This window comes from Pseudarthrobacter sp. NPDC092419, from assembly GCF_044755045.1.
Lineage (GTDB): Bacteria > Actinomycetota > Actinomycetes > Actinomycetales > Micrococcaceae > Arthrobacter.
The window spans coordinates 717,656-730,048 of the sequence record NZ_JBIVQF010000001.1; the positions used below are offsets into that span (position 1 = coordinate 717,656).

Annotated in this window: 12 protein-coding genes; 2 read left to right on the forward strand and 10 right to left on the reverse strand. The window is 68.3% G+C overall.

The window, feature by feature from the left end:
- Positions 1-8 precede the first annotated feature (8 nt).
- Together ACIQC0_RS03220 and ACIQC0_RS03225 are read right to left on the reverse strand one after the other, a co-directional pair.
- Positions 9-644 (reverse strand): LytR C-terminal domain-containing protein, encoded by a 636-nt coding sequence (locus tag ACIQC0_RS03220; protein WP_400532540.1) that lies wholly within the window; start codon positions 642-644, stop codon positions 9-11.
- A gap of 47 nt (positions 645-691) precedes the next feature.
- On the reverse strand, positions 692-1,021 hold the full coding sequence (locus tag ACIQC0_RS03225) for a DUF3263 domain-containing protein (protein ID WP_377214962.1): 330 nt from the start codon (positions 1,019-1,021) through the stop codon (positions 692-694).
- Between the two features lie 156 nt (positions 1,022-1,177).
- On the opposite strand from ACIQC0_RS03225, the gene ACIQC0_RS03230 reads away from it, so the two are divergent.
- Both ACIQC0_RS03230 and ACIQC0_RS03235 read left to right on the forward strand, forming a co-directional pair.
- Positions 1,178-1,948: a uracil-DNA glycosylase gene (locus tag ACIQC0_RS03230; RefSeq protein WP_400532542.1), complete on the forward strand. Its 771-nt coding sequence runs from the start codon at positions 1,178-1,180 to the stop codon at positions 1,946-1,948.
- 27 nt (positions 1,949-1,975) lie between these two features.
- Positions 1,976-2,815 carry a siderophore-interacting protein gene (locus ACIQC0_RS03235; protein WP_400532544.1) on the forward strand — a complete coding sequence of 280 codons (840 nt, stop codon included), beginning with the start codon at positions 1,976-1,978 and terminating at the stop codon, positions 2,813-2,815.
- Between the two features lie 31 nt (positions 2,816-2,846).
- Here ACIQC0_RS03235 and ACIQC0_RS03240 read toward each other — a convergent pair whose 3' ends face one another.
- From ACIQC0_RS03240 to ACIQC0_RS03275, 8 genes are all read right to left on the reverse strand, one after another.
- Positions 2,847-4,352: a threonine/serine exporter ThrE family protein gene (locus ACIQC0_RS03240; RefSeq protein ID WP_400532546.1), complete on the reverse strand. Its 1,506-nt coding sequence runs from the start codon at positions 4,350-4,352 to the stop codon at positions 2,847-2,849.
- Between the two features lie 51 nt (positions 4,353-4,403).
- Positions 4,404-5,717: a peptidoglycan bridge formation glycyltransferase FemA/FemB family protein gene (locus ACIQC0_RS03245; RefSeq protein WP_400532548.1), complete on the reverse strand. Its 1,314-nt coding sequence runs from the start codon at positions 5,715-5,717 to the stop codon at positions 4,404-4,406.
- Positions 5,718-5,796: 79 nt separating this feature from the next.
- Positions 5,797-6,870: a lipid II:glycine glycyltransferase FemX gene (locus tag ACIQC0_RS03250; RefSeq protein WP_377214957.1), complete on the reverse strand. Its 1,074-nt coding sequence runs from the start codon at positions 6,868-6,870 to the stop codon at positions 5,797-5,799.
- A 175-nt stretch (positions 6,871-7,045) separates the two neighbouring features.
- Positions 7,046-7,525: a Dps family protein gene (locus tag ACIQC0_RS03255; protein WP_377214956.1), complete on the reverse strand. Its 480-nt coding sequence runs from the start codon at positions 7,523-7,525 to the stop codon at positions 7,046-7,048.
- A 186-nt stretch (positions 7,526-7,711) separates the two neighbouring features.
- Positions 7,712-8,260 carry a hypothetical protein gene (locus ACIQC0_RS03260; protein WP_400532550.1) on the reverse strand — a complete coding sequence of 183 codons (549 nt, stop codon included), beginning with the start codon at positions 8,258-8,260 and terminating at the stop codon, positions 7,712-7,714.
- A 230-nt stretch (positions 8,261-8,490) separates the two neighbouring features.
- Complete coding sequence (locus ACIQC0_RS03265) at positions 8,491-8,796, reverse strand: DUF4193 domain-containing protein (RefSeq protein ID WP_377214954.1); 306 nt, start codon at positions 8,794-8,796, stop codon at positions 8,491-8,493.
- Between the two features lie 121 nt (positions 8,797-8,917).
- Entirely contained in the window at positions 8,918-10,189 is a 1,272-nt protein-coding gene (locus ACIQC0_RS03270) for an MFS transporter (RefSeq protein ID WP_400532552.1), read from the reverse strand.
- A 7-nt stretch (positions 10,190-10,196) separates the two neighbouring features.
- Entirely contained in the window at positions 10,197-12,299 is a 2,103-nt protein-coding gene (locus tag ACIQC0_RS03275) for an elongation factor G-like protein EF-G2 (RefSeq protein ID WP_400532554.1), read from the reverse strand.
- Positions 12,300-12,393: the final 94 nt, after the last annotated feature.

Consider the following 12,393-nt stretch of genomic DNA (forward strand, 5'->3'; position numbering starts at 1 on the left):
TGGGTTGCTTAGGCGTACCCGGGTCCCAGGACCACTACCAGCGGTGCCTGGAATTCGGAGCTGCTTACTACCGTGGGGATGCCCAGCAGGGCCGACAGGGCTTCTGCGTTGGCCTGCTGCGCCTCGCCGGCGTAGAAGATCATGGAAGCCTGCTGCGGCGCGCCGGACCAGTTTGCCACCTGGCCCAGCTGCCAGCCGTCCGCCTGCACGGTGCTCCCGACCCGCCCGGCGAGCCCCGCGGTTCCGGCGGCGTTGTAGACGGCAACCGGCTGGGTCTTGTCCACGGACACAGCCGTTTCAGTGGGTTCGGGTACGGGCTCGGCGCTGGGCGTGGCCGAGGGCTTTGTACTGGCGGACGGCGTGACCGATGCGCTGGGGGTTTCCGTGGGCGCCGCGGAAGCGGAGGGAGACGATCCGGTGTCCGCCAGGGGCGCCTCCACACTGGAGGCGGCCTGGCCGAGCGGGCTGAAACCCAGCTTGGGAAGGATCAGGAAGGCCACGGCTCCGATGGCCAGCGCCACCGCACCTGCGGCGAGAATGGGCCACAGCCGGACGCGCGACGGCGGCGTGGCCGCCCGGTGGACGCCTTGCCGCGACGCGGCCTCCGGGACCTTGTCGAATTCATCGCGGGCATATTTGGGCATGGAAGACAGTCCTTGTTGATTGCTGCTGCGGGCTCAGCCTGAGCGAATTACGCGTCGGACCCCAGGCGCCGCGCGGTGCGGGCTCGCTGGCGCGACGTACGTAGTCTACGCAATCTCTTCACCAGCATCGGATCGTGCGCCAAGGCGTCCTCAGTGTCGATGAGGGCGTTCAGCAGCTGGTAATAGTGGGTGGCGGAGAGGTCGAACAGCTCGCGGATGGCCTGTTCCTTGGCCCCTGCGTACTTCCACCACTGGCGCTCCAGGGCAAGCATCTGCTGGTCGCGCTCGCTCAGCGGCGAGTCCTGCGGGGTGAAATCCGCCAGGAGCGCCTTCCGCGTTTCCTGCTCCTGCAGGTATTCGCGCGCTGGCTCCGCCACGGCATACTCCTTCACGTACGGTTGCTGGTGGTTCCTTGCCGGTACGGCAAAGGTCCTGCCCCCATGCTACGGACGAATAACAGCGTTGTCATTCGGCGCGCCCGGGTGCCACAGCGCTGCCGCCATGCCGGTCCGGCGCCCTGCGAGAATGGCAGTGTGTGGGAATCAGATGCGTTGTTCGAACTCGCCGCGGAGCCGGCGGACACCGAAACCTTTGCAGGCCTGGCACAGCGGCCGCTGGGGGAGCTGGTGGCACCGGACTGGGCGGGAGCCCTGGCGGGCGTCGAGGACCAGCTGCGGAGCGTGCTCTCGTTCCTCGCCGCGGAAGTGGCCGCGGGGCACCCGGTCCTGCCGCCGCCGTCGTGCGTCCTGCGCGCCTTCCGCCAGCCGATGGCGGCGGTGAAGGTGCTGGTGGTGGGCCAGGATCCGTATCCCACGCCCGGACATGCGGTGGGCCTGTCCTTCGCTGTGGACGGCAGCACCCGACCCCTTCCCCGGAGCCTGATAAACATCTACCGCGAGCTGGAAGCGGACCTCGGCATCCCGCCCCGGACGCACGGGGACCTCTCGGCGTGGGCCGGCCAGGGGGTCCTGCTGCTGAACCGGGTGATGAGCGTGCGCGCAGGGGCGGCGGGCTCGCACCGGGGCAAGGGCTGGGAGGACATTACGACGGCGGCCATCACCGCGCTGGCGGACCGCCGGGGTCCGGACGGGGCCAGGTTGCCCCTGGTCGCCGTGCTCTGGGGCAAGGACGCGGAGTCCGTCCGGCCGCTCCTGCCCGGTGTGCCGGCGGTGGCCAGCGCCCACCCCAGCCCGTTGTCCGCCTCCCGTGGATTCTTCGGATCGCGGCCCTTCAGCCGGGTCAACCAACTCCTGCGGGAACAGGGCTCGAGCGGCGTAACCTGGGAACTTCCCCCTGTGCCGTAAGCGCCGGCTCTGGCTAGGCTGAATCCCATGAACACCCTCCCCGCCGCCACAAGCGCCACCAAGCAAAGCCGTCCGCAGGTCAATCTCACGGTGCTTCGACGGGAGCAGTTGTCCCCGCACATGGTGCGGATCATCGCCGGCGGCGAGGGCTTCGCCGACTTCGTCAACAACGGGTACGTGGACCGGTACGTGAAGATCGTGTTCCCGCAGCCGGGAGTGCAATACCCGGAGCCGCTGGACCTGTGGCAGGTCCGGGAGACGATGCCCCGGGACCAGTGGCCCTTCACCCGGACGTACACCCTCCGGTGGGTGGACGAGGCCGCCCGCGAGCTCGCCATCGATTTCGTAGTCCACGGCGACGAGGGGCTGGCCGGGCCGTGGGCCGCCCGTGCCAGGCCCGGCGATCCGCTGACTTTTACGGGACCCGGAGGCGCCTACAGCCCCTCGCCCGACGCGGATTGGTACCTGCTCGCCGGCGACGAGGCTGCGTTGCCGGCCATCGCCGCCGTCCTGGAGTCCCTGCCTGCCGGCGCCACCGGGCTGGCGTTCCTCGAAGTGGATTCCGACGCCGGCATCCAGCAGCTGCGCGCACCGGACGGGGTGCGCATCACGTGGCTCACCCGGGACGGCGCACCGGCAGGCAGCGGCAGCCGCCTGGTGGACGCGGTGGCAGACGCCGACTGGCCCAACGGGCGCGTGGACGTGTTTGCGCACGGGGAACGCGGGTACATGAAGGGGCTGCGGCAGGTGTTCTTCGAGCAGCGGGGGCTGGAGCGCAGCCAGGTGTCGCTGTCCGGCTACTGGGCCAAGGGCCGGGTGGAGGACGTATTCCAGGCCGAGAAGAAGCTGCCCGTCGGACAGATCTGACGTCCTCCGCCCGGTCCCACGCCGCACCGGGTCAGCGGCGGCGGGCCCGTCGCCGCTCGTTGCTCGCAAGGCTGCGGGTCAGCGGGCGGGCAAGGGTATCGCCCAGCACGATGCCTCCGGCGGTCCCCAGCACGATCGCGCCGGCGTTGAGCATCCCGCCGGCCCCCAGCAGGATCTCCGCTTCTTCGATGGTAAGCACATACATGGACCGGAAAATGGTGAGGCCGGGCAGCAGGATCAGGGCGGCGGGCACGGCCACCACCAGCTGCGGCGCACCCATCCGCAGCGCCACCACGCGTGCCAGCAGGCCGATCACCACCGCGGCGATGGCCGGGGAAAACCGGTCCCCGATGCCGAGCGAACCGCTGCCCAGCAGGACCAGGTAGCCTGCCACACCCACCGCTGCGGTAGGCAGAAGCAGCTTCCAGGCCGTTTGTTCCGTGATGCCGATGGCCACCACTGCGACGGCGACGAAAAGGATCAGGACCCAGAGGTCGTAGGCCGGCGGATAGGTTTGGGTGACGTCGATGCGCTGCATTCCGGTCAGCTCACCCACCACGAACGCCACGGCGATACCGGCCACGATGGCGCCGAACGTTAGCAGGGTGGAAAGGAAACGGCCCGCCGCGGTGACCGGGAAGCCGTTGATGGCGTCCTGCACGGAAGAGACCAGCCGGCCGGTGGGAAGCAGCAGGAGGATGCCGCCCACCACCACGATGGCCGGCGAGTTGGTCAGCCCGAACTGCCACAGCACCAGCGCCAGGAGTGTCACCACGAAGGAGCAGCTGGCCGTGATGAAGAAGTCCGGCACCCGCCAGCGGCCCAGTTGGCGGGCGAGCAGGCTGATGCCGATGTTCGCCGCGAAGGCCACGGCCGATGATACGGGTCCGCCGCCCAGCACGCCCACGAACACGGCGGCGAACACGCCGAAGGCCACGGTGACCATCCAGCGCGGGAACGGCTTGGGGCTGGTGATGGCTTCATCCAGCCGGCGGATGGCCTCGTCGCGGCCCACTCCCCCGGCCACGATGTCCGTCACCAGCTGGTGGACCTTGGCCAGGCCGGCGTAGTTGTTGGTCCAGGACCGGACCACGCGCAGCAGCGAGATGGGCGTCTGGTCCTTGGGCGCGTAGTTGATGCCCACGGACTGGTTGGTGATGTCCACCTCGATGTTCTTCAGGCCCAGGGCAGCGGTGACGGCGATGATGCTCGTTTCCACTTCGAGGGCGCCCGCACCGTACCGGAACATGGTCTCGGCGAGGTGCAGCGCAAAGTCGAGGGTCTTGCGGGCGGAGGTGTCCACGCCGCCGACCTGGATCATGGGGTTGGCATACGGGCTGCCGGCCAGCCGGTCTACGATGCTCAGCGGAGCCGTGGGCGGGCTTTCGCCCTGCACCAGCCGGCGCAGCATCTTCTTGGCCGCCGCGTTCTGCCGGACCTGGGAGGGGCTCAGCGGCTCGGTCCGGGGCAGCCCGTCGGGGCGTGCCGGCTTTCGGCGTGGCTGCCCTGGGCGTGCCTGCTCTGGGCGGTCGGTCATGGGTGCCTCCTCCCGGCGCTGCGGTTCCCGGTGCTGGGTATGTCTGCCGTGTCAGGCGCGCTTCAAGGGCAGCTTACCCAGCAGGGTCCGGGCCGCCCCGGCAGCGGCGCGGGCCAGCCGGTTGACGCGGAATACGGCTGGCCGGACCGGGAGCACGAAGTCGCCCACAAGCTGGACCACCTCGCCGCCGAAGCCCTTCTTGAACTCGTAGCCGCCATGGCCTTCCTCGTCCTGCCCCGAGATGCCGAACGTGCCGTAGAAGTTATACCGCGGATAGCCCTTTTCCAGGGCGTGCAGCATCATGCCCCAATACAGCGACGTGGCCCCGTTGAAGTAGATGTAGTCCTGGACAGTGCCGCCGATGACGCACACTACCTCGTCGCCGTAGCAGACAAAGTGGATGGCAGCCACGGTGGCGGTTCCCACCGAGTCCGGGAACCTCTCGATGTCCTTCAGGCTGCGTTCGTAGCTGTCTACCAGATCCTGGACCACCTTGAGCCGGTTGGCCTTCTTCTTGCTGCCGGTTTCCTCCACCTCGCGCCGCAGCTCCGCGGCAGTTGCGCTCTCGGCCGCCAGGCGTTCCGTGATCGACTTCCGGTACGCGGGGATATCGATCTTGGCCATCATCAGCTTGGTGAACTCGGGCGAGGTGGTCCGCAGCAGCTGTTCGTAGTATTCGCGCTCCCGGTACGTGAAGCCCTTCTCCTCGCCGGCGCGGCTCAGCGCGGAGTAGAAATCGTCGAGGGTTTCCAGGGTGGCCTGCTCCAGGAACACCCCGTTCTTCTCTGCTTTTCGGATGGCCTTGCGGGTCCGGTAGCTGGTGCCCATGATCAGCTCTTCCGCGTCCTGCACGCCGGTGAGGTCCTTGACGAACATCCAGTTCACGTTCACGAAGTCCATCTCAAGGCCCTGGTGTACGAAACCCAGCCCGGACAGCGCCGCCACCAGCGGCCGGTTGTCCTCCACCTCAGGATGCTCGGCGCCGTCGGCATCCCGGGCGATGTACCTGACGTTCGGAGAGATGCGCAGTTCGGCCGCCTTGCGCTGTGCCGCGTGCGTGCGGAGGAGGCCGACGACGGCACCCACCAGGGCGGGGTCCGTAAAGTCCATCAGGGGTCCTTTGGCGCAATCGCAGACCTTGTAGCCCAGGCGGGTGGTGGTGTAGTTCAGCTTTCCGGCGGCCACCAGCTCGCCTGCCCGGCGGACGCCGAACAGCTCGACTTCCTGGCCCCGGGCGCGCTGGAAGCGCGCGAAGTCCATGGATTGCAGGAAGCTGTTCCGCGGGTGCTTCACGGCGAATGCCTCGAACTCAGCGTCGCTGAGGAGGACGAACTCAAGATCGGTGGCTGCGGCGGCGTGGTTCATGGGTGTACCTTCTTCGGGGCTCTGGTGCTGCGGGAGCGCGGGCAGGAGTGTCTGGGGGCGGTGCGGGTCCGCGGGGCGGTCAGTAGAACTGCTGGCCGGTGCGTGCCGTTTCGATCCTGCGGAACACCCGTTCCCCGGCCTTCACCCACAGCGCGTGCCGGAGGGGCGAGAGGACGTAATCGTGGCAGCCCACGAAATCGGTGACGGTCTTGGTGAAGCTGGTCTTGAACATGCCCATCCCGTACAGGTTGTGGGTCTTGTCCTTGATCCGGGCAGCCGGGGGTGTGCCGCAGAAGTCGTATTCGGTGCAGCCCAGCTCCTGCATGTGCCGGATGGCCGTCCACTGGACCAGGTGGGAGTCGCCGTACTGCTTGCGGTTCTGGGTGGAGCCGCCGTCCTTGTACGTGGCCTTGGCGCCGTAGTTGATCACGAAGGCGCCTACGCTGGGTTTGCCGTCCTCGTAGGTGAAGAAGAAGCTGCCTTGGCCGCGGCTGCAGAACTCCTCCCAGAATTCGGCGTAGTACTCATAGCTGCGCAGCGGCATGGACCCCTTGGCGCTGACAGTATCCGCCATGAGGTCGTACAGGGCACGGTAGGTTTCCGGCCCGGGCTCCCGCCGCACCACGTCGCACCCCTCCCGTTCGGCCCGCCGGATGGCGTTGCGGGCGCGCGAAGAGATCGCCTTGAAGACGGACTCTTCCGGGGCGGAGATGTCCAGGATGGCGGTGGAATCATTGGACTGGATGTTCGGCGCCTTGGCCAGCCCGGCGGCGGCAAGGTGTGCCTGTGCCTCGGCGGAGTCCACGATGTCCGGCTCAACCTTGATGGTGAAGACGTTCAGCTTCCGTTCCCGGACCAGCGCTGCACAGGCGTCGAGGGCCGCTTTCAGCTCGGCTGCGGTGTCGAGGTCCGGGCCCTTGATCAGGTACCAGAGCCGGCCGAGGACGGGAAAGCGCTTTTCCAGCACGAGGTTGTAGCTGGCCTGGCCGCCGCCTTCGAGGACCAGGAACCGGACGGTCCAGCCGCTGCCGTTCTTCACGGAAGCATAAGCGGCAGACTGGAGCATGTTGCCGCCATGGGGATTGGCCGTGACGTGCTTGTCCCAGTTCTCTGTTTCTTCGGCAGTGGCAAAGCGTGCGGTGAATTCTCGCAAGGGGGCCGTGTCCAATCAGGGTTGTGCGCGGTTCAGTACTCGTAGCTGCGTGCGGACATGCAGCCTCAAGTCTAAAGCCCACGCCCCGCCCCCTGCCGCCGGACCCCCTGCACGCGGCATGGGCGGGCAGGGGGTCCGGGATCCACCGGGCAGGAGCCGGCGGCTTCGCGTGGGCCTACTTCTCGTCGGGGGTGGTGACGCTTGCCGAGGCCTTCATGGTTTCCGCGTTGACCATCCAGGCGAACTGCTCCAACCGGGCGATGAACTCGTGCAGCAGGTCCGCACTGGTGGGGTCTTCCTCGTCCACCTCGTCATGGACCTTGCGCATGGTTCCCACAGCGGCTTCGAGGGCGGCGACGATCCGGTCAATGGCGTCCTTGGTGTTGATAAGGCCGTCGGGGAACGGGGGCAGGTTGGTCGAGCCCGACACCGTGCCGCTGCGGCCGTCCGGCAGGGCGTGCAGCGCGCGCATCCGCTCTGCGGTGTCGTCGGCGAACTGCCGTGCCGCGTCTACGATTTCGTCCAGCTGCAGGTGGAGGTCCCGGAAGTTGGTTCCCACGATGTTCCAGTGGGCCTGCTTGCCCTGCAGGTGCAGTTCGATCAGGTCAGTCAGCACGGCCTGCATGTTATTGGTCAGTGTCGGTGAAGCTTTCATGAGTCCTCCTCGATTAGTCCAGCAATGCTGAACCTACCAGCCTGACCGGACCCCGGGGCAGGCCGGAAGGAAATTTCTCAGTGAGCTTACTAATTGACGCAGCGGCCGCCGTCGTGCGCCCCAAGCGCAAGGGTGCCGTGCCCCCTCCCTTGGGGCACGGCACCCTGCTTTGCGCGGACGCACCCGTCACCAGAAGTGCGCCACATCCACCACGACGCGGGACCCGGTGCCCGGCCCGTCCAGGGTGAAGACCCGGAAGGGAAGGCGGGCCCGGACACCAAGGCCCAGCGTGGTGTATCCCTCGAAGCTGCCGGCCCAGGCCACCTGGCGGAATGTCTGGTAGCCGGAAACATTGGTCAGTTCAGCTTTATTGGCGGGGTTGTACGTGGCCTTGCCGTTGTCGTCATACGACGGGGCGTTGACCGTAATTTGAATCCGGGCGCCGCCCCGGACCGGAACAGCGAAACCGGATCCGTCCTGGGTTACCTGGGAAACATACCGGACGTTGTAGCCGGAGGCCGGCCCGTTGAGGTCCACCACCAGCCGGTCAAAGCAGTAATGCTGCCCGGTCCGGACGTTGGTGACCTGCGCACGGCTCATGTCCGGATCGGCCTTGGCCAGGGATCCCCAAACGAGGCCGCAATACGAGGTGGTTGCCGAGGCGGGTCCCGGAACCATGATGCCCAGCCCCACAGCCATGAGAATGGCGGTGAGCCAGATGGAGAGTTTTTTCATTGTGGTGCCACCCATGTGCGAAGCGATTGGATAGCTCAAGCGTAGGAGCCGCGCAGGCCGCAGGCGAGGGCTGTGGCCGCTTCGGCGCGCAACTGTTAGGGAAGCGAGCGGCGGGTCACGCGGCCATAAAAACAGCGGCCTGCGGCGGCGTTCCGTCACCGTTTTGGGTGCCGTTCCTGCACCCTGCCGTTATGCGGATAACGACGGCGGCACGCGCCCGGGCGGGTCCGTTAACCTTCGCAGTCGCGGCAGTACTTCAGGCCGTCCTTTTCGCGGGCCACCTGGGACCGGTGGCGGACCAGGAAGCAGGAGGAGCACGTGAATTCGTCGGTCTGCTCCGGCACCACGATGACGGTCAGTTCCTCGTTGGAGAGGTCCGCGCCGGGAAGGTCGATGCCTTCGGCGGTGTCGGCTTCGTCGACGTCGATGACTGCTGTCTGCGCGTTCCCGCCGCGCGAGGAGGCCTGGAGTGCCTCCAGCGAATCAGCCGGGGTCTCGTCTTCCTGTTTGCGTGGAGCGTCGTAATCAGTAGCCATGGCTTCTTCACTTTCGTTGCTGCGCAAACGCCATTTCAGGCGCCTCAGTGATGCAGTTTAGGCCATGATCCCGGCAGCAGCGCAATAGTTCGCGCAACCGCCCATTCCCGCGTTCTCCCAGCTAGGCGGCGGATGCGGGGCCTTGCGCGGCTTCCTCGCCGGTAGCCGTGTCGGCCGCGGGGCAGCACCGCCGGCTCAGGAAGATCAAGGGCGCCGCCATCAGCTGGATCGTCCCGGCCACGGCCAGGGAGGCCGGGTAGCCGTAGAGGTCGGCGGTCCGGCCCAGCAGCGGTTGGGCCACCACGCCGCCGCTTGATCCCATCAGGGAATCGAAGCTCAGCACCGTGGCCCGCTGCCGGGACGGGACCATCGCGTTCAGGTAGGCCTTCCGGACGGGTGTGCCGGCCGCGGCCACCACCGCCCAGAGCGCCAGCAGGACCAGGCCCGGCCAGAACGCCGGGGTGGCCAGCAGTGCCACCAGGATCAGCGCGCTGGTGATGGTGGCTGCCAGCACCACCGTGGTGCGTTTGCGGACCATTCCCCGCACCCGGGGCGCGAGCCATCCCCCGAGGATGTCCGCGCCGGCAACGAGGGCAGCTGCCAGGCCGGCGATCGAGTAGGCCCGCGGGTCGCCGTAGAGCTCCAGCAGGTAGGGCTGGAGTGCGTAGAAGACGTAGAACCCGGCGCCCACCGTGAACGGGGCGGCGAGCATGATGTACCGGACGGGCGGGTTCCGGAGGCCGTTATCCACGGACGCCGCCAGGACTGCCCGGGTGGCCTGCAGGGGGCGGGCTGAACGCTCCGGCGTGAATCCGACGTCGTGCATTAGCCGGAAGGCGACCAGGAACATCGCTGCCAGCACCGCGGCGCGCAGGAGGAACGGCACGCCCAGGTCCGTGGCCTGCGCGATGACGCCCCCGGCCACGGAACCGGCCAGCATGGCGATACCGGAAACCATCTGCCCCCGGCCAAGCACGGTTTCCAGGGCACCGTCGTATCCGGAAAAGTGGAGCGCATCAACCAGCCAGGCTTCCACGGCGCCGGAAAAGAAGGTGAACCCCAGGCCCAGCAGGACGGAGACGGCGGCCCACCACCAAAACGGCGCCGAGACCTGCCACATCAGGTAGTACAGCAGCGTGGAGCCGGCGAGTGTCACGGTGCCCAGGAGGAAGGAAGCGCGCCGGCCCCACGAGTCCGCCACCACGCCGGTGGGCACTTCGAAGACCACCATGCCGGCCATGAAGAAAGCGTTGGCCGCGAATGCTTCGAGGTTGGTCAGCCCCGCGTCCAGCAGGAAGAGCGTGTTGATGCCCCAGATGAAGGACGTGGCCAGCGTATTGCCCAGCGTCAGGGCCAGATAGATGCCCTGGATCCTGCGGGCCGCGGGGTTCACCGGACGCTCAGGCGGGGCTGAAGTTCGGCGGGACGGGTTCGTGCCGCAGGTAGCGGCGCCGGAACCGGCCGGTGCCGGCGGTCAGCGCGCGCAGTTCGACGGCGTACCGCAGCAGTTCCTGGTCCGGAACCTCGGCACTGATCTCGGTCAGCCCGCCGCCTCCGGAGGTGGTGCCCGTAAGCCGGCCGCGGCGGCCGGAAAGGTCGCTCATGACGGTGCCAACGTGCTCGTCCGCCACGGTAATCGCCACAGCGGACACCGGCTCGAGCAGCTGGATCCTGCCCGCGGCAGCCGCTTCCCGCAGCGCAAGCGCGCCCGCGGCCTGGAACGCGGCGTCGGAGGAGTCAACACTGTGCGCCTTGCCGCCCACCAGGGTCACCCGGATGTCCACCATGGGGAAGCCCGCCGCGACGCCCTTGTCCATCTGCGCCCGGACGCCCTTCTCCACGGACGGGATGAAGCTGTTCGGGATGACGCCGCCCACGGTCTTGTCCACGAATTCGAACCCGGCGCCGCGTTCCAGCGGCTCCACCTCAATGTCGCACACCGCGTACTGGCCATGCCCGCCCGACTGCTTGACGTACCGGCCGTGGCCCGCGGCGGGCGTTGAAAAAGTTTCCCGCAGCGGGGTGACGACGTCCACGGTGTGCAGCTTCACGCCCTGGTCCCGCAGCCGGTCCAGGAGAACCTCGGCGTGCGCCTCTCCCATGCACCACAGCACCAGTTGGTGCGTCTCTGCGTTGCGCTCCACCCGCAGGGTCGGATCCCCGGCGGCGATCTTGCCCAGGCTGCGGGCCAGCGCGTCCTCGTCGCTGCGCGAATCAGCCTCCACGGCCACCGGCAGCAGCGGCTCCGGGATGTCCCACGTTGCCAGCAGCAGCGGGGTGTCCCTGGCCGAGATGGTGTCCCCCGTTTCGGCAGCGCCCAGTTTCGCCACCGCGCACAGATCCCCGGCGATGCAGAACGGAACCGGGCGCAGCGCAGCGCCGAGCGGGGAATACAGGTGCGTGAGCCGGTCCTCGTAGTCGTGGTCCTGGTGGCCGCGGTCCGCCAGGCCATGTCCGCCTACGTGGACCGGGGCATCTTCGCGCAGCGTGCCGGAAAAGACGCGCACCAGGCAGATGCGGCCCAGGAAGGCGTCGCTGGATGTCCGCACCACCTCCGCGGCCAGCGGGCCGTCAGGGTCGCAGCCGGCCAGCTCCACGGGCTCCCCCGACAACCCGGAGGCTTCCGGAAGGCGGCGCCCCACCGGCGGCGGGAACGCCCGGACCAGCAGGTCCAGCAGTTCTTCCATTCCCAGCCCGGTCACCGCCGAGGTGGGCAGGACGGGAAAGAAGGAACCGCGGCCGACGGCGGTCTCCAGGTCGGCTGCCAGCGCTTCGGTATCGAGGTCCCCGCCTTCCAGGTAACGGTCCATGAGCGTCTCGTCCTCGCTCTCGGCGATGATCGCCTCGATCAGCTCACCCCGGGCGGCGTCGTCTGTGCCGTCGCCGGCCAGCAGGTCGGCCACCCCGGTGACCTCGCCGCCCGTCCGCACCGGCGCGAAGAGCGGGAGGACGCCCTCGCCGAACGCCGCGCGGCACGCGGCCAGGGCGCCGTCGTAATCTGCCCGCGGGTGGTCCAGGCGGGTGATGGCCACCGCCCGCGGCAGGCCCATCTGTGCGCATTCGTCCCAGAGCGCGGTGGTGGTGGCATCGATGCCGTCCACCGCGGACACGGCGAACAGGGCGGCATCGACGGCGCGCAGGCCAGCCCGGAGTTCGCCGATGAAGTCCGGGTAGCCGGGCGTATCGACGAGGTTGACCTTAATACCGTCGACGGACAGCGGCACCAGGGAGAGTGTGACCGAGCGCTGCTGGTGCACGGCAGCCGGATCCGAGTCGCCAACGGTGGTGCCGTCGGCAATCGAGCCCTTGCGCGTGATCACGCCCCGCGCGGCCAGCATCGCCTCCACCAGGAGGGTCTTGCCCGAACCCGAGTGCCCCACCAGCGCCACGTTCCGGATGTCTGACGGATCAGTGGCGGCCAGCCCGGCCGCATCTGCCCGGCGGGCGTCGGTGCCGCCCCGGCCCTGCGTTCTTGCCGCTTCCCTGGCGCCTTTGACGGACATGGGGACCTCCTGGGCTCTGCGTGCTCACCGGGCTGAAAGCTGTCTACTGATTCGACACCTTTGGCGGCGGAACGGCAAGGCCCGGAAGGTCCCC